Raw genomic sequence first — 15454 nt, 5'->3', positions numbered from 1 at the left:
ATCCCGTGATGGTGGTTTCGCCGCGGACCATTGCTGTTGTAAGCTGCGATGGAGGTGCAGAAGCGGCCAGGCTCGTTGCCGACGGCTGCAAGCTTGGACTCGAAAAGGAAGCGCTCGTCAAGGCACTCTATGAAACAGAACCCGGGAGGAACACCCACGCAACTCTCAGGCCTTGGTGGAAAAGCGTGACTACCCTCAGCCCAGGCAGCGTGATTCAAATCTGCTACTCTCGCGCCTCGCCCAACGAGGCCGAATTGGTCACCGGGGCGGAAAAGGTGGCCGTCGTTATCCTGGGCTTCCTTCTTGGCGCCCTGGTCCTCGCATGCCTTATCGCCGTCATCACGTATGAGGGAGATGAGCAGGCGACATCCGGCTAGGCCGCCGAGCGCAACGGATCGTGGCGAGTTACGCCAGCTCGATCTCGTAGTTCTCGATTACGGTGTTGGCGAGAAGCTTGCGGCAGATGTCGTCGAGCTCGGCCTTGGCTTTCGCCTTGTCGGTGTTCTTGAGGTCGATCTCGAAATACTTGCCTTGGCGCACATGCTCGATGCCGGAGAAGCCGAGGGAGCCGAGCGCCCCCTCGATGGCCTTGCCCTGCGGATCGAGCACGCCGTTCTTCAGTGTAACCTTGATCTTGGCTTTCATTGTTCCTCGCGGAAATAGTCTGCTGCCTCGCCCCATCCGGCGCACCGCGTCACCTTCCCCGTGAACGGGGAAGGAGAAGGGTGTTCAGTCGCTCTTCACGAGCTGCGGACGGGAGCGTTCGGGCTCGGCGAGCTCCGGCATGATGCCGAGGCGCTTGGCCACTTCCTGATAGGCTTCGACGAGGCCGCCCATGTCACGGCGGAAACGGTCCTTGTCGAGCTTGTCCTGGGTCTTGATGTCCCACAGACGGCAGGAATCGGGGCTGATCTCGTCGGCGAGCACGACGCGCATCATGTCGTTCTCATAGAGACGGCCGAATTCGACCTTGAAGTCGACGAGCTTGATGCCGATGCCGAGGAAGAGGCCGGACATGAAGTCGTTGATGCGGATGGCGAGATGCATCATGTCGTCGATCTCCTGGGGCGTCGCCCAGTTGAACGCGGTGATGTGCTCCTCGGAAACCATCGGATCGTTGAGCTCGTCCTTCTTGTAGTAGAACTCGATGATCGAGCGGGGAAGGGCGGTGCCTTCCTCGATGCCGAGGCGCTTGGAGAGGGAACCGGCGGCGACATTGCGCACCACGACCTCGAGCGGGATGATCTCGACCTCGCGGACAAGCTGCTCGCGCATATTGAGGCGCTTGAGGAAATGAGTGGGCAGGCCCAGTTCGTTGAGCCGCGTGAAGATCATCTCGGAAATGCGATTGTTGAGCACACCCTTGCCGTCGATGACGGCTTTCTTTTGGGCATTGAAGGCGGTCGCGTCGTCCTTGTAGTGAACGATAAGGGTTCCGGGCTCAGGCCCTTCATACAGGATCTTCGCCTTGCCCTCATAAATGCGGGTGCGCCTGGTGTTCATATTCACAATCCTCATCCAGAAAACCCTTGATACCCTCGCAAATTACGTCCGCAAGGGGTCCTTACGCCACCAATATCGAGAAGTTATGCGACTCATAAGCTTGCCGCCATGGCCCAAACATAATGCCTGGGGGTGCGCTGCACAATGGACCTAGCCCGGGAGGGCCGGATAATCAAGCGCGGTTGATTTGGGGCCGGCCAGCCGCTATCTCATCTCCCTGAGCGTAGATTTGCACATAATCCTAGTGGAGAGCTGGAATGACGATATTCGACAAGCGCGAGGAAGGTTTCGAGCGGAAGTTCGCCCTTGACGAGGAAATGAGGTTCCGGGCCGTGGCGCGGCGCAACAGGATGCTTGGCGTGTGGGCGGCAGAAAAATTGGGCCTTTCGGGCAGCGAAGCCGACGCCTATGTCAAAGCGGTGGTCGCTTCCGATTTCGAGGAAGCGGGCGATCACGACGTCTTCCGCAAGGTCCGCAAGGATTTCGACGATAAGGGCGTGGACCAGTCCGATCACCAGATCCGCCGCACCATGGACGAGCTGCTCGGCAAGGCTGTCCAACAGCTTCAGTCGGAAGGCTGAGGATTCGCGATGGGCACCGACCTCAGGAGCAGGCTCGCCAAACCGGAACCCTTCTATTTTTCATGGATGACGTTCCCGGGCGCAATTGTCGCAGGGCAGATGGCGCGGCTACCCTATGAGGCGGTGTGCATCGACATGCAGCACGGCCTCGCCGGCTTCACTGACGTGGCCTCCATGTCGCCGGCGATCACGGCCAGCGGCAAGCCGCTGATCCTGCGCATTCTGTGGAACGATCCGGGCCTTGTCGGGCAGGCGCTCGACGCCGGCGCCACGGTCGTGATCGCGCCGATGGTCAACACCAGAGCCCAGGCCGAGGCTCTGGTGAAGGCGGCGAAATATGCGCCCGCCGGCATGCGGAGCTGGGGCGGCTATGCCGCGGTTCAGGCGGCGGGCACGGTGCCGGCCGAATATCTGAAGGAAGCCAACAGCCGCACCATGATCTTCGCCATGATCGAGACCGAGGAAGCGCTCGGCAATCTCGACGCGATCGCGGCGACGCCCGGCCTCGACGGGCTGTTCGTCGGGCCCAATGACCTGTCGATCTCGCTCGGCTTCGGCCTCGGCAAGGATCTCAAGGTCCCCAAGCTCGAAGCCGCGATCAAGGCTATCGCGGCGGCCGCCAAGAAGAACAAGCTTGTTCCGGGCGCCTTCGGCGGTTCGCCGGAGGCTTGCGCCTTCTTCGCCGGCCATGGCTTCAGATTCATTGCCGCCGCCACCGATGTCGGCCTCCTGACGGCGGGCGCCAAGGCCATGCAGGACCAGCTGGCGAAAGTTTGACGCTTCGCCCAACATTGCCCAAAATCCGGTCTGGAGAAACAGGCTATGGACCAGAGAGCTTCCCTTTCAGCGCAGCGCGATGAGGTCCTCGACCGCATCGTCGACATCTGCCTGAGCGCCGGCCCGATCGACGCGCAGACCGACAAGTATTTCACCAATACCTCGCGCATCGTGAATGCGAATGGCGATGCGGAAGTGACCTTCGCGGTGTTCATGCGCCGGCGCGTGGTGGCCGCCCTCGAGCCGACCATCCGCCTCATCAACCGCCTGGCGCCCGGCACCAAGGTGAAACGCTTCTTCAACGAAGGCGATCTCGTGCCTTCGGAGATGAAGATGATGGAAATCACGGGCTCCATGGCGAAGCTCTCGGAAATCGAGACGCTGCTCTTGCAGAAGACCGGCTTTCCCTGCGTGTCGGCGAACAACGCGTATGAGATGTGCCGCGCCATTCCGACGGCCGGCTTCATGGACATGCATGCGCGCCATGCGAGCGGCGCCGAGATGAATATCCTCGCCGCCTATGGCGCGGCGGTGGGCAGCGAAGCGGCGAAGCGCGCCGACCCGAAGGTGAAGGGATTCATCGGCTCCTCGCAGGATTTGACGGCACCGCTGTTCGGCGCCGATCAGGGCATGGGCACCATGCCGCATGCGCTGGTCGGCTATACCGGCGGCGATGTGCTCGAAGCGATGAAGCTCTTCAACGCCACGATACCGGGCGCCAAGACGCTCACCGCCCTCGTCGATTATACGGGCGAGGAGATCACCGACGCACTGCGCTGCGCCAAGTGGTTCTATCGGGAAGCGAAGCTCGATAAGCAGGGCAAGACTTTCGGTGTCAGAATTGACACGCATGGCGGGCGCTTCGCCGAAGGGCTCGATTACGAGAAATCGGTCGAGCGGGTCGGACAGTGGCTCGGCGTGTCGGGCGAATATAATATCGTCGAGCAGATTCTGGGCGGACGCGCCTTTCAGCTCGACCCTGGGAATATCCTGGTCGACAAGGTGCGCCGCATTTTGTTCGGCAAAGGGGTGTCGGTCGCCTCGATCATCCATGCGCGCCTGGCGCTGGATGAGGCCGGCTATCGCGACGCCCAGATCGTCGGCTCCTCCGGCTTCGACCCGCAGAAATGCCAGGTCATGGGGGCGGCCAAGGCGCCGCTCGATATCGTCGGCACGGGAAGCTTCCTGCCGGCGACCCTGTCGGAGACCTATGCCACCGCCGACATCATCGCCTATGACGGGGTGCGGCGGGTCAAAGTGGGGCGCGAATTCCTGTTCGATTGAGCCGCCCCGCCTCGCTTTTAAACATATTTCCGCAAATTCAATGCGTTCCAGCTGGAAAACAGCTAGGAATAATCACGCCGAATTGAAGGGCGGGCCCATTGCCGGGCCGAAGTGAGTCATGCTTTTCTGACAGTGGCTGAGTTTGTTGAGGGCTTGATCATGCGTATGCGTAACGGAGTACTCCGGGCGGCCGCATCCGTCGCCGCTGCCGGCCTGCTGAGCCTCCTGGTCATGACGTCGTCCGCTGCGGCGAATGTCGCTGTACGGATCGATATTTCCAGCCAGACGATGTCCGTCACCGTCAATGGCTGGCCCTATGCGAGCTGGCGGGTGTCCACCGCCCGTTCAGGCTACTGGACACCGCGCGGATCGTTCCGTCCGTATCTCCTGAAACGCATGCATTATTCGCGCAAATACGACAATTCACCCATGCCGCATTCGGTCTTCTTCCGCGGCGGCTATGCCATCCACGGCACCGGCTATGTGCGCTCGCTGGGGCGGCCCGCCTCGCATGGCTGCATAAGGTTGGCGCCCGGAAACGCCGCCAGACTCTACAGCCTGATACGCCAGTATGGCATGGACGACACGCGGATCGTCATCACCAATTGATCAGGTCAGGCGCACTCTCAGTCCTTGAAGAGAACGTCGCGGTCGTTGGAGTATTTCACCAATAACGGGATGCTGGCGCCGCCGATGGCGGGGCCGAGGTGGCCGAAGGCGCCTTCGAGCACCGAGAAGGGCTGCGGCCGGCCGGCAAGGCTTCGGGCCAGCTTGCGCCGCGTCGCTTTGGCGATCTCCTTGCGCACCTCTTTTGGCATGGCGCCGTCGATGACGACATTGTCGATATCGAGCAAGGCGACGGCATTCATCACGACATGAGCAAGGCCGCCGGAGGCGGCTTCGATCCAGTCCTGCAAGGGGGGGCCCAGATCACCCCAATCGTCGGGCGACGACCAGATGCGTCCGTCATCGGCGCCGTTCAGCCGGTCGGCGAGAGCTCGCAAGGAGGCGAGGCGCGACAAGGGCACTGTGGGTTCGTTGCCATGACCCGCAGCGGGGACGGGCATGTCGCCGAGCGCGCCCGCGAGCTTGTTGCGGCCGGGATGCAGATGATGGTCGAGCGCCAGGCCGCCGCCGACGCAATGGCCGATATAGGCATGGAGGAAATCGGCCAAGAAAGCACCGGCGCCGAACATCAGTTCGGCGGCGACCGCCATGGTGCCGTCATTGTGCAGAAAGACCGGCCAGTCGAAGACGCGGTCGAGTTCGGCCCGAATGTCGATCTTCCGCCACGCCTGGATACGGGGCTGAGGCAGGACGGCGTCCTCGCCAAGGCTGCCGGGATGAAAGGGCGAGGCGATGCCGAGGCCCGCAATGCGCTCCTCCAAGACGGAGGGATGCGCCGCCCGCAGGCGCTCGATGGCACTCCGAGCGAAGGCCATCACGTCTTCCGGACCAGGGTGGACGAACTCGGCGCGCTCGAAGGCCACCACTTCGCCGGTGAAATTGATGAGGGCGACATCGGCGCTGTGGTGGTCGATCTTGAGGCCGAATGAGAAGGCCGCGTCGGGATTAAGGGCGTAGGGGACGGAGGGCTGGCCGAGCTTGCCGCGCATGGGCTCCAGCCGGCGCAGCAGGCCCGCTTCGGCGGCGCGGTTCACGATGGTGGTGATGGTCTGGGGGGCGAGACCGGTAAGGCGCGTCAGGTCGGTCTTGGCGAGCTGGCCATGCCGGCGCACCAGCGTAACCACGAGGCGCTCGTTGTAGATCCGGCTTTCGGCCTGGGTGGTCCCGCCGCTACGGCCTGAGCCGATCTTCTCGACGCTGAAGAAACTGGTGCCTGTCACCGATAAAACCTCTGGGTGGGGTGTAGCAATGCTGATCCATTGCGGCAATTCAATTAATACTTCCAGTGGAAGAAATTAGTTGACGGATGTAGGGCGGATGGCGTTCAAATAGGTGGTCAGGGAAGGGAGAGGCGCCGTGACGCAAGCCAGGACCGTGATGTGTTTCGGGGATTCGAACACCTATGGCGCCATCCCGACGCTGGCGCGCACCGGCCGGCACCGTTTTGCCCCCGACCGGCGCTGGCCCGGCGTGATGCGCAAAGCCCTGGGAAATGGCTGGGAGATCATCGAAGAAGGCCATCCCGGACGCACCACCGTACATGAGGACCCGATCGAGGGCCTGCACAAGAGCGGCATCAAGGCGCTGCCGGTCCTGCTCGAGACCCATATGCCGCTCGACGTGATTGTGCTGGCGCTCGGCACCAATGACCTTAAGCACAGATTCTCTTTGACGCCCAATGATGTAGCCGATTCAATTGAGGTTCTGGTTCGCCTCATTCAGCGTAGCGAGGCGGGTGATGGCGGAGTTGCACCCAAGGTGCTCGTCGTGGCCCCGCCGCCATTGCTCGAGGTCGACTGGTTCGGCCAGATGTTTCTGGGGGGCGCCGAGAAATCGAGGCAGCTGGGCCGGCTCTTCCGCGAGACCGCCAAACGTTCGGGCGCCGCCTTCTTCGATGCCGGCACGGTCATCGAATCGAGCGCTGTCGACGGCATCCACTTCGACAGCGATGCGCATCGCATCCTCGGCACCGAGATCGCCAAGGCCGTTCAAGCGCTGGCGCTCTGAAGTTTTTCATTAGACGCGAAGCAATACCCAAGGGAGGACTGATCATGCTGAGAAGAAAAGTGCTTCTGACGACGCTCGGCGCAACGGCCTTGCTGGCGCTCGGTCTGCCGGTTGCATCGGCGCAAGAGGGGCCGGCAGGCATCACCATCCAGACCGTCTTCAAGCCCTTTGATCCTAAGGCGCCCGCCTGCAGTGCGCCGCCGGGCCTCGCTAAGGTGCTCGCCTTCGCCCAGGACAATGAGCGCGAATTCATGCAGGGCGTCGATCAGGGCCTCGCCAAGGCGGCCAAGGACCGTGGCCTCGAATATCGCCGCGCGCTCGCCAACAACGATGCCGCCAAGGGCGTGGAGCAGGTGCAGCTCTTCCTCGCCTCCAAGATCGGCGGACTTATCGCGGCACCCGTCGATCCCGCCTCGATGAGCCACAGCCTGCAGGAACTCATCTGGTCGGGCGCCTATGTCGGCACCATCGTGCCGCCGCCCGCCACCTCGCTCCTCAACGCTCCGCAATATGAGACCGGCAAGGTGCTGGCGGAAGCGGCCGCCGCCTATATCAAGGACAAGCTCGGCGGCAAGGCCAATGTCGTCATCCTCTCGCATGACAGCATGGAGTTCCTGGCGCCGCGCTTCGCCGCGATGCGCGACGTGATGAAGACCTTGCCGGATGTGAAGATCGTCGCCGACATCTCGCCGAGCCCGGTCAACAAGGAAGGCGGCTTCGCGACGATGAGCACCATCCTGCAGGCGCATCCCGATGTCGATGTGGTGCTGGGCGCCGACACGGTGGTGCTGGGGGCGCTCGCCGCGCTCGAAGCCGCCGGCAAGGCGCGGCCCGACCAGTTCCTGGGGGGAATCGACGGTGAGCCCGAGGCGGTGGCGGAAATCAAGAAAGGCGACGGCCCCTACAAGGCGAGCATCAGTCTTGCCTCGCCGGTCTTCGCCTATGCGATGGGCCAGCACGCCGCCGACTGGCTCGAGGGCAAGAGCATCCCGCAGGCGATGGACATCCTGCCGGTGGCGCTGACCGCCGACTTCCTGCCGCAGTACCAAGCCGACGTTGCCGACCCGGCTTCGGTCTACAACGATGCGAAAAAGCGCGACATCTATCTCAGGATGTATGGCAATATCTGCTATGACACGCGCGACCAGTATGTGAATTTCCCCTGGTCGTCGGAAGCCAAGTAGCTTCATGACCACGGAGAATGCCGAAACGGCCTGGACCGGGACGCAGGAGGGAGGGACCTCCTTCCTGCGGCTCGGCATCAAGGCGCCGGGCGAGGCCTCAGGCCGCATCGGGCTGGCGCTGGTGGCGCTCGGTCTGATCGTCCTTTTCTCGGCTCTCAACGCGGCCTTCTTCAGTGTGGACAATTTCGTCGTCATCGGGGTCAATTCCACCTCGATCCTGATCGCCGTGCTCGGCACCTCGGCACTCCTCATCGCCGGCTATGTCGATCTCTCGATCGGCAGCATGGTGGCGCTCATCGGCATCATCGTCGCCAAGGTGGCGGTGCTGACGGGAAGCGCAACACTCGCGATCATCGTGGGACTTGGCCTCGGCTTCCTGCTTGGGCTCGTCAATGGCGTCCTGGTGCGCAAGCTCAGCATCTCGCCGCTCATCGTGACGCTGGCGATGCTGGCGCTTTATGGCGGGCTCGCTTTCGTGGTCAGCAGCACCGCCGTCTACGGCTTTCCGTCAGCGCTGCTCGAACTGGGGCGCGGCAAGATCCTCGGCGTCCAGTTCACGGTGCTCATCGCGCTCTGCGTCTTCATCATCGGCGCTTTCATCCTGACCAGCACGGTGATCGGCTTGCGCATCTATGCGATCGGCGGCGATCCGCGCGCCGCCGAGCTGTGCGGCATTCCGGTCGGCAAGACCGTGGTCGGCCTCTATGCCGTCAACGGCCTCCTCATCGGCCTCGTCGCGGTGCTGATCGCCGGCCGGCTCGGCAGCATCACGCCGACCATCGGCGTGCGCTTCGAGCTCGATGTGCTGACCGCCGCGATCCTCGGCGGCGTCGCCTTCTCGGGCGGCGCCGGACGGCCGCTCGGAATCGCCATCGGCGTCGCGACGATCGGCATCCTCAATGCCGGGCTGATCTTCGTCGGCCTGCAATCCTGGTGGCAGTCGATCGCGGTGGGATCCATGCTGCTCCTGGCGCTGACCGCCGACCAGCTGGCGATTGGCATGCGGCGCAAGCGGGCAAGCGCCGCCCCCCATTCCTTCAGCGTGGCCGACACCGGCGCCGCGCCGGCACCGGCCACGACCCGACAAGCAAAGACGATGGATGACGGCGGCCCGATCTTCGCGATCGATGGCGCGCGCAAATCATTCGGCGCCGTGACCGCGCTCGAGGAAGCAAGCTTCACGGTCCACAAGGGGGAGATCGTCTGCCTGCTCGGCGACAATGGGGCCGGCAAATCAACAGTCGTGAAGATTATCTCGGGCGCGCTTCAACCTGATGCCGGCGCGATGCGGCTCCAAGGGCGGCCGGCCGCCTTCCGCAGCCCGCAAGATGCGCGCGCCGCGGGGCTCGAGACGGTCTATCAGGACCTGGCGCTTTGTCCCAATCTCAGCGTCGCCCACAACATGATCCTCGGGCGCGAGGAGACGCGGCGCTGGCTCGGCTTGCTGCCGGTGCGCGACGACCGCAAGGCGGCCGAGCAATGCCGCGAGCGGCTGGCGGCGCTGGGTGTGACGCTTCGGGATGAGGATGTTCTGGTGCGCTCGCTCTCGGGCGGGCAGCGGCAGTCGATCGCCATCGCGCGCTCGCTCGGCGCGCATGTGAAGCTCATCTGTCTCGACGAACCGACGGCAGCGCTCGGCGTCAAGCAGACGGCGCAGGTGATCAATCTGATCCGCTCGATCGCGGCGCAGGGCACCGGCGTCATCCTGGTCACACATGATCTGGCGACGGTGAGGGCGCTCGCCGATCGCATCGTGGTCTTGAGCCTCGGGCGCGTCGCCTATGACGGCCCGGTCAGGGACCTCAGCGCCGACCAGCTGTGGAGCCTGATGGCGCGCGGCACGCTGAGCTAGCTAGCGCCGCTCACGCGTCAGCCGAACACCCGCTTGAAGATCGTGTCGACATGCTTGGTGTGATAGCCGAGGTCGAAGAGCTCGGCGAGCTCGGACGTGGAGAGCTTGGCGGTCACGTCCTTGTCAGCCTGCAGAAGAGTGAGAAAATCGCCGTCGCCGCGCCAGACCGGCATGGCGTTGCGCTGAACGGCGGCATAAGCTTCCTCGCGCGCCATGCCTCTTTGCGTGAGCGCCAGCATCACACGCTGCGAATGGATGAGACCGCCGAGCCGGTCGAGGTTCTTGCGCATGTTTTCCGGGTAGACGACCAGCTTGTCGATGAGGCCGGTGAGGCGGCGCAAGGCGAAATCGAGATGAACGGTGGCGTCGGGCGCGATGCCACGCTCGACCGAGGAATGCGAGATATCGCGCTCATGCCAGAGCGCCACATTCTCGAGCGCCGGGATGGCGGCCGAACGCACGAGGCGGGCGAGCCCGGTGAGATTTTCCGAGAGGACCGGGTTGCGCTTATGCGGCATGGCGGAGGATCCCTTCTGGCCGGGCGAGAAGAACTCCTCGGCTTCCAGGACTTCGGTGCGCTGCAGATGGCGTACTTCGGTGGCGAGCCTCTCGACCGAACTTGCGATCACCGCCAGCACGGAGAAAAACATCGCATGGCGGTCGCGCGGGATGACCTGGGTCGAAACCGGCTCGGGCGTCAGCCCCATCTTCCTGGCGACATGCTCCTCGACGCGCGGATCGATATTGGCGAAGGTGCCGACGGCGCCTGAGATGGCGCAGGTCGCCACTTCCATGCGGGCGAAGGCCAGGCGCTCCTTGGCGCGCATGAATTCGGCATAGGCGAAAGCGAGCTTAACGCCGAAGGTGGTGGGCTCGGCATGGATGCCGTGGCTGCGCCCGATTGTGACGGTGTTCTTATGCTCTTTGGCGCGACGCTCGAGCGCCGTGAGAAGGTCATCGAGATCGGCGAGCAGAATGTCGGCGGCGCGGCAGAGCTGGACATTGAGGCAGGTGTCGAGAACGTCGGAAGAGGTCATGCCCTGGTGCACGAAACGGGCGTCAGGCCCGACGATCTCGGACAGATGGGTCAGGAAGGCGATGACATCGTGCTTGGTCTCGCGCTCGATCTCATCGATCCGGGCGACGTCGAAGACGGCGTCCTTGGCCTTGGCCCAGATGGTGGCGGCCGCCTCTTTGGGAATGATGCCGAGCTCGGCCATGGCGTCCGCCGCATGGGCCTCGATCTCGAACCAGATGCGGAAGCGGGTCTGGGGCTCCCAGATGGCAGCCATTTCGGGACGGGTATAACGCGGAATCATGGGCGGGCTCGTTTCGATTTGAGACCCGCGCGGTCTATCAAATCGAGGGGGCGAGGGCGAGGAAAAATCCGGCCCGGGGTGAAAGCCTCCCAAGACGGCCGAAATCCCATGGTGCTGGGTGATTTCACCCGGGAAACGGCCGGACGCGAAGTCAGCGTATAGAATTTCCGTATTCCTTCCAAGGTTTCGCCATCGGCATCCGTCAAAGCTTCAGACACATGCGTGCGAGCGACCTCGATCTTGTCCGGCTTGCCCAGGACGGCGACCGCGCCGCGTTCCGGCATTTGCTGGAGCGGCATTACGATCTGCTGTTCCGGGTGGCTTATCGATTCCTTGGCAGCCGGGCCGAGGCCGAGGACGCCGCCCAGGAGATGGCCATGGCGCTGGCGCGCAAGATCGGCAGTTTCGGCGGCCGGAGCCGGTTTACGACCTGGCTCTATCAACTCGCCCTCAATCACTGCCGCGATCATATAAGGCGGCGGCAGACGCTCGGGCGCATGGAGGCCGCCTTTGTCGAGGTCGACGCGCAGCGGGGCGCCGACTGGGCCGACAGCGACCGGCGCCTCCAATGGCTCTATCAGGCGATCGACCGGCTGCCGCCCGATCTCAAGGAAACGGCTTTGCTGGTGCTGGCCGAGGATATGACACATGCCCAGGCAGGGGAGGTGCTCGGGATCAAGGAAACCACCGTGTCCTGGCGCATGCATGAAGTGCGCAAGCGCCTCGCGGTGCTGGCGAGGACGGAAGAATGACCGACGACTTCGACCATCTCAAAGCCCCATTCCGCGCCGAGGCGCCGAGGTCCGATCCGACCGCCAAGTCAGTGGGCATCGATGCGGCGATGGCCGCCTATGATGAAATTTTCTCGAAGGCCTCCCAAGGAAAGGCCGCTCAGCCCCGTCTCATCATGCGGGTGAGGGGTTTCCTCTTCGGGAGCACAAAGATGCATGGATTGAGATTGAGCCATGGCCTGATGGCCGGTGCGAGCCTCGCGGTGATCACGCTGGTCGCGGTGAATAGCGGCCTGCTGCGCGAGCGGCCTGAACTGACGTTCACCCCGGCGCTGGAACAGAATGCCGGCCAGATGCCTGAACCCGCGACAGCAGAGCCAAGGCAGAGGACGGACGCGCTGGCGCGAAAGGAATTGAAGGCCGCGGCGAAACCCGTGCCGGCGCCCACAAGCGGGCTGGCCTTCACCATGTCGGAGTCCGAGGGTGTCGCCGACATGGCCGCGCCCTATCTGCAGAGTGCGCCGACGACCCTCGCCAAGAGCGATGACCGGCTCCAGAGCCATTACCAGGACCACGGCCGCGACAAGTTCAGCGACATCAAGACCAATCCGGTCAAGATCACCAAGGACGAGCCGGTCTCGACATTTTCGATCGATGTCGACACCTCGTCCTATAGTTTCGTGCGTGCCGAGTTGAACCAGAATGTGCTGCCGCAGAAGGATGCGGTGCGCGTCGAGGAGATGATCAATTACTTCCCCTATGACTATGCGGGGCCGGTCGACAAGGCTGTGCCGTTCAAGGCGAATGTCTCGCTCTTCCCGACGCCGTGGAACCCGGATACAAGGCTCATGCATATCGGCATCAAGGGCTTCGCGCTCAACGGCCAGGAGAAGCCGAAATCCAACCTGGTCCTCCTGGTCGACACGTCGGGCTCGATGGAAGAGCCCAACAAGCTGCCGCTCCTGCAGAATGCGCTCAAGATGCTGGTCGACACGCTGGGGCCTGAGGACACGGTCTCGATCGTCACCTATGCCGGCAGCGCCGGCACGGTGCTCGAGCCCACCAAGGCGAAGGACAAGGCGAAGATCATCGGTGCGCTCGACCGGCTGATGGCGGGAGGTTCGACCGCGGGCGCCGAAGGCATCCGCCAGGCCTATCAGCTCGCCGAGCAGAGCTTCGACCAGACCGGCATCAACCGCGTGATCCTTGCCACCGACGGTGATTTCAATGTCGGCATCACCGACCCCGAGGAACTCAAGAGTTTCGTCGAGCGCAAGCGCGAGACAGGGGTCACTTTGTCGGTGCTGGGCTTCGGGCGCGGCAACTACAATGACGAGATGATGCAGACGCTGGCGCAGAACGGCAATGGCAACGCCGCCTATATCGACACGCTCAACGAGGCGCGCAAGGTGCTGGTCGATGAAGTGAGTTCCACGCTCTTCACCATCGCGCAGGACGTCAAGATCCAGGTCGAGTTCAATCCCGACACCGTCTCGGAATACAGGCTCATCGGTTATGAGACGCGTATGCTGCAGCGCGAGGACTTCAACAACGACAAGGTCGATGCCGGTGATATCGGCTCCGGCCACACGGTGACAGCGATCTACGAGATCACGCCTAAGGACTCGAAGGCCAAACTCAATGACGAATTGCGCTATGGCGCGAGTGAGAACGCGGCCAAGGCAGGCTCGGACGAGTATGGTTTCGTCAAGATCCGCTACAAGCTGCCCGGTGAAAAAGACTCGAAACTCATCACCGAGCCGGTGAAGATCGATGCCGCGGCTACGAGCGTCGAGGCGGCGCCGCAGGAGGCGCGTTTCGCGGCCGCCATTGCCGCCTTCGGGCAACTGCTGCGTGGCGGGCAATATACAAAGTCATTCAGCTATGACGATGTGATCGCGCTGGCTCAAGGCGCCAAGGGCAAGGACGAGTTCGGCTATCGCGCCGAATTCATCAATCTCGTGCGCCTCGCCAAGACGGCGCAGGGCCTGGAGCCGCTGAAACAGTAATGGCCCGATGGGCTCTCCTGCGCTAAACGGTCTTCTCTAGCGCGGGAGAGCCTTCATGATTCATCACATGTGCCGGCAATGCGGGGTCCAGTATGCGGCGAGCGCCGCGCCGCCGGCCTCATGCCCCATTTGCGAAGACGGGCGGCAGTATGTGCGCTGGACGGGGCAGGACTGGACGACGATGGAAGAGCTCGCCCGCGAGCGCAAGGTCGTGATCAAGGACGAGGATGGCGTGCTGAGTATCGGTGTCGAGCCGAGTTTCGCCATCGGACAGCGCGCGCTTCTCGCCGAAACGCCGGACGGCAATGTGCTGTGGGATTGCATCAGTCTCGTCACCGACGAGGCGGTAGCGGCGCTCAGCGAGCGCGGCCCCATCAAGGCGATCGGGATATCGCATCCGCATTATTATTCGGTGATCGTCGAATGGAGCAGGGCGCTCGGAAATATCCCCATCTATATTCATGAAGGTGACCGGCAATGGGTGATGCGGCCCGATCCGGCGATCGTCTTCTGGTCAGGCGAGACCCGACAGATCCTGCCCGATGTGACGCTGATCCGCTGCGGCGGGCATTTCGAAGGCGGATCGGTCTGTCATTGGAAGCGCCGGGACAAGCCCAATGTGCTGCTCGCCGGAGACATCCTGCAGGTCGTGATGGATCGCAAGCATGTGAGCTTCATGTACTCCTATCCCAATCTCTGGCCGCTCAATGCGCGCGCCGTGAAGCACATCGCCGCGGCGCTCGAGCCTTTCGACTATGGGCAGGTCTACAGCGCCTTTTGGAATATGCGCATCCTGGATGACGGCAAGGGGGCGGTGGCCCGCTCGGTCGAGCGCTATATCAAGGCCATCGCGGATTAGGGCAGCGCGAAAGGCACCGCGATGTGGCGCCGGTTCACACCCTCGAAGCCCGGCGTGTAGACGCCGATCAAGGCAACTTGACGCGCAATGCCTGAAACGGGCCGATAGGTGACGACGTCCGAGATGTCGTAATCGCGCGGGCAATAGCGGGAGGAGGGGATGGACATGTCCTTGTGGACCTCCTTTTCCGCGCCCGACTCGTTGTCCTTGATCGTGAGCTTGAATCCCATCTGCTTGCCGTCTTCCGCGTAGCAGCTTTCGGGTGCCGCGAACGGCACCAGATCGAGCTTCAGCGTGTAGCGGTCGCCCTTCTGGTTCGTCCGGCTCTGATAGAAGGGATCGAATTCGATGCGGTGGCGATCGGCGACAGCTTGCGTCGGCAGTTGCGCCGCGAGCATTTCGCCGGGCTCGGTGGTCTTGAGCTTGCCCAGGAGGGATGATGCCGCCTTGGCGGCGCTGGCGCGCGCGGCCGAAACAGGTGCCGCCTCGTCCTCCAGGCGCTGGCGGAAGGGCGATCCCTTGACCCATTGATTGGCATCGAGATCGACCACGAATATTTCCGCATAAGGAAAGCCCGAGCCATCTTGGACGCCATACTGCTCGAAGGCGAAATAGCGGCCATCCGGTGAAAAACCTATAACGGCGCGCTCGGCATTGTCGGCGGCGCTCGCCATGGTCGCGGTCGTCAGAAGAAACAAGAGGGCTGCGGGCAATCGCATGG

The 15454-nt window shown here is 63.1% G+C and carries 16 protein-coding genes; 11 read left to right on the top strand and 5 right to left on the bottom strand.

The window, feature by feature from the left end; translation table 11 throughout:
• Positions 1 to 8: 8 nt before the first annotated feature.
• Positions 9 to 377: a hypothetical protein gene (locus G5V57_RS30720; RefSeq protein ID WP_165172536.1), complete on the top strand. Its 369-nt coding sequence runs from the start codon at positions 9 to 11 to the stop codon at positions 375 to 377.
• Between the two features lie 28 nt (positions 378 to 405).
• Here the strand turns inward: G5V57_RS30720 and purS are convergent, their stop codons facing one another.
• Together purS and purC are read right to left on the bottom strand one after the other, a co-directional pair.
• Complete coding sequence (gene purS / locus G5V57_RS30715) at positions 406 to 645, bottom strand: phosphoribosylformylglycinamidine synthase subunit PurS (protein ID WP_137856943.1); 240 nt, start codon at positions 643 to 645, stop codon at positions 406 to 408.
• Positions 646 to 729: 84 nt separating this feature from the next.
• Positions 730 to 1503: a phosphoribosylaminoimidazolesuccinocarboxamide synthase gene (gene purC, locus G5V57_RS30710; RefSeq protein ID WP_206530125.1), complete on the bottom strand. Its 774-nt coding sequence runs from the start codon at positions 1501 to 1503 to the stop codon at positions 730 to 732.
• A 257-nt stretch (positions 1504 to 1760) separates the two neighbouring features.
• On the opposite strand from purC, the gene G5V57_RS30705 reads away from it, so the two are divergent.
• The 4 genes from G5V57_RS30705 (at position 1761) to G5V57_RS30690 (ending at position 4754) form a co-directional block, all read left to right on the top strand.
• Positions 1761 to 2084 carry a DUF1476 domain-containing protein gene (locus G5V57_RS30705; RefSeq protein ID WP_165172534.1) on the top strand — a complete coding sequence of 108 codons (324 nt, stop codon included), beginning with the start codon at positions 1761 to 1763 and terminating at the stop codon, positions 2082 to 2084.
• 9 nt (positions 2085 to 2093) lie between these two features.
• Positions 2094 to 2861, top strand: a complete 768-nt coding sequence (locus tag G5V57_RS30700) for an HpcH/HpaI aldolase/citrate lyase family protein (RefSeq protein ID WP_165172532.1) — start codon at positions 2094 to 2096, stop codon at positions 2859 to 2861.
• Positions 2862 to 2906: 45 nt separating this feature from the next.
• Positions 2907 to 4145, top strand: a complete 1239-nt coding sequence (locus tag G5V57_RS30695; protein WP_165172530.1) for a hypothetical protein — start codon at positions 2907 to 2909, stop codon at positions 4143 to 4145.
• A gap of 165 nt (positions 4146 to 4310) precedes the next feature.
• Entirely contained in the window at positions 4311 to 4754 is a 444-nt protein-coding gene (locus tag G5V57_RS30690) for a L,D-transpeptidase (protein WP_165174336.1), read from the top strand.
• A gap of 17 nt (positions 4755 to 4771) precedes the next feature.
• On the opposite strand, the gene G5V57_RS30685 is transcribed toward G5V57_RS30690, so the two are convergent.
• Positions 4772 to 5992, bottom strand: a complete 1221-nt coding sequence (locus G5V57_RS30685) for an ROK family transcriptional regulator (RefSeq protein ID WP_165172528.1) — start codon at positions 5990 to 5992, stop codon at positions 4772 to 4774.
• Between the two features lie 136 nt (positions 5993 to 6128).
• On the opposite strand from G5V57_RS30685, the gene G5V57_RS30680 reads away from it, so the two are divergent.
• The 3 genes from G5V57_RS30680 to G5V57_RS30670 are packed head-to-tail and all read left to right on the top strand — an operon-like array spanning position 6129 to position 9815.
• On the top strand, positions 6129 to 6779 hold the full coding sequence (locus G5V57_RS30680; RefSeq protein ID WP_206530124.1) for an SGNH/GDSL hydrolase family protein: 651 nt from the start codon (positions 6129 to 6131) through the stop codon (positions 6777 to 6779).
• Positions 6780 to 6823: 44 nt separating this feature from the next.
• Positions 6824 to 7963: a sugar ABC transporter substrate-binding protein gene (locus G5V57_RS30675; protein WP_165172526.1), complete on the top strand. Its 1140-nt coding sequence runs from the start codon at positions 6824 to 6826 to the stop codon at positions 7961 to 7963.
• A 4-nt stretch (positions 7964 to 7967) separates the two neighbouring features.
• Positions 7968 to 9815: an ATP-binding cassette domain-containing protein gene (locus G5V57_RS30670; RefSeq protein ID WP_165172524.1), complete on the top strand. Its 1848-nt coding sequence runs from the start codon at positions 7968 to 7970 to the stop codon at positions 9813 to 9815.
• 17 nt (positions 9816 to 9832) lie between these two features.
• Here the strand turns inward: G5V57_RS30670 and purB are convergent, their stop codons facing one another.
• Positions 9833 to 11134 (bottom strand): adenylosuccinate lyase, encoded by a 1302-nt coding sequence (gene purB / locus G5V57_RS30665; RefSeq protein WP_165172514.1) that lies wholly within the window; start codon positions 11132 to 11134, stop codon positions 9833 to 9835.
• Positions 11135 to 11352: 218 nt separating this feature from the next.
• Between purB and G5V57_RS30660 the strand changes: the two genes are divergently transcribed.
• From G5V57_RS30660 to G5V57_RS30650, 3 genes are read left to right on the top strand one after another with little or no spacing between them, the layout of a single operon-like run.
• Entirely contained in the window at positions 11353 to 11886 is a 534-nt protein-coding gene (locus G5V57_RS30660) for an RNA polymerase sigma factor (protein WP_165172512.1), read from the top strand.
• Positions 11883 to 13874 carry a VWA domain-containing protein gene (locus tag G5V57_RS30655; RefSeq protein WP_165172510.1) on the top strand — a complete coding sequence of 664 codons (1992 nt, stop codon included), beginning with the start codon at positions 11883 to 11885 and terminating at the stop codon, positions 13872 to 13874. Before G5V57_RS30660 ends, G5V57_RS30655 begins: the two co-directional genes overlap by 4 nt.
• A gap of 55 nt (positions 13875 to 13929) precedes the next feature.
• The gene (locus G5V57_RS30650; RefSeq protein ID WP_165172508.1) at positions 13930 to 14733 is read left to right on the top strand and encodes an MBL fold metallo-hydrolase; all 804 of its coding nucleotides are present in this window, start codon (positions 13930 to 13932) and stop codon (positions 14731 to 14733) included.
• Here G5V57_RS30650 and G5V57_RS30645 read toward each other — a convergent pair.
• Positions 14730 to 15452: a DUF2259 domain-containing protein gene (locus G5V57_RS30645; RefSeq protein WP_165172506.1), complete on the bottom strand. Its 723-nt coding sequence runs from the start codon at positions 15450 to 15452 to the stop codon at positions 14730 to 14732. The two genes, G5V57_RS30650 and G5V57_RS30645, sit on opposite strands and share 4 nt — an antisense overlap.
• Positions 15453 to 15454 lie beyond the last annotated feature (2 nt).

The organism is Nordella sp. HKS 07, from assembly GCF_011046735.1.
GTDB lineage: Bacteria > Pseudomonadota > Alphaproteobacteria > Rhizobiales > Aestuariivirgaceae > Taklimakanibacter.
Note: the sequence above shows the minus strand (reverse complement) of the source record. Positions and strands in the feature narration are given on the sequence as shown.

Bases quoted from the DNA above. Each gene is read 5' to 3' on its own strand.
- G5V57_RS30700 (WP_165172532.1), top strand. From the start codon at position 2,094: ATGGGCACCGACCTCAGGAGCAGGCTCGCCAAACCGGAACCCTTCTAT.
- G5V57_RS30645 (WP_165172506.1), bottom strand. From the start codon at position 15,452: ATGCGATTGCCCGCAGCCCTCTTGTTTCTTCTGACGACCGCGACCATG.
- G5V57_RS30695 (WP_165172530.1), top strand. From the start codon at position 2,907: ATGGACCAGAGAGCTTCCCTTTCAGCGCAGCGCGATGAGGTCCTCGAC.
- G5V57_RS30655 (WP_165172510.1), top strand. From the start codon at position 11,883: ATGACCGACGACTTCGACCATCTCAAAGCCCCATTCCGCGCCGAGGCG.
- purS (WP_137856943.1), bottom strand. From the start codon at position 645: ATGAAAGCCAAGATCAAGGTTACACTGAAGAACGGCGTGCTCGATCCG.
- G5V57_RS30670 (WP_165172524.1), top strand. From the start codon at position 7,968: ATGACCACGGAGAATGCCGAAACGGCCTGGACCGGGACGCAGGAGGGA.
- G5V57_RS30660 (WP_165172512.1), top strand. From the start codon at position 11,353: ATGCGTGCGAGCGACCTCGATCTTGTCCGGCTTGCCCAGGACGGCGAC.
- purC (WP_206530125.1), bottom strand. From the start codon at position 1,503: ATGAACACCAGGCGCACCCGCATTTATGAGGGCAAGGCGAAGATCCTG.
- G5V57_RS30650 (WP_165172508.1), top strand. From the start codon at position 13,930: ATGATTCATCACATGTGCCGGCAATGCGGGGTCCAGTATGCGGCGAGC.
- G5V57_RS30720 (WP_165172536.1), top strand. From the start codon at position 9: ATGGTGGTTTCGCCGCGGACCATTGCTGTTGTAAGCTGCGATGGAGGT.
- purB (WP_165172514.1), bottom strand. From the start codon at position 11,134: ATGATTCCGCGTTATACCCGTCCCGAAATGGCTGCCATCTGGGAGCCC.
- G5V57_RS30690 (WP_165174336.1), top strand. From the start codon at position 4,311: ATGCGTAACGGAGTACTCCGGGCGGCCGCATCCGTCGCCGCTGCCGGC.
- G5V57_RS30705 (WP_165172534.1), top strand. From the start codon at position 1,761: ATGACGATATTCGACAAGCGCGAGGAAGGTTTCGAGCGGAAGTTCGCC.
- G5V57_RS30675 (WP_165172526.1), top strand. From the start codon at position 6,824: ATGCTGAGAAGAAAAGTGCTTCTGACGACGCTCGGCGCAACGGCCTTG.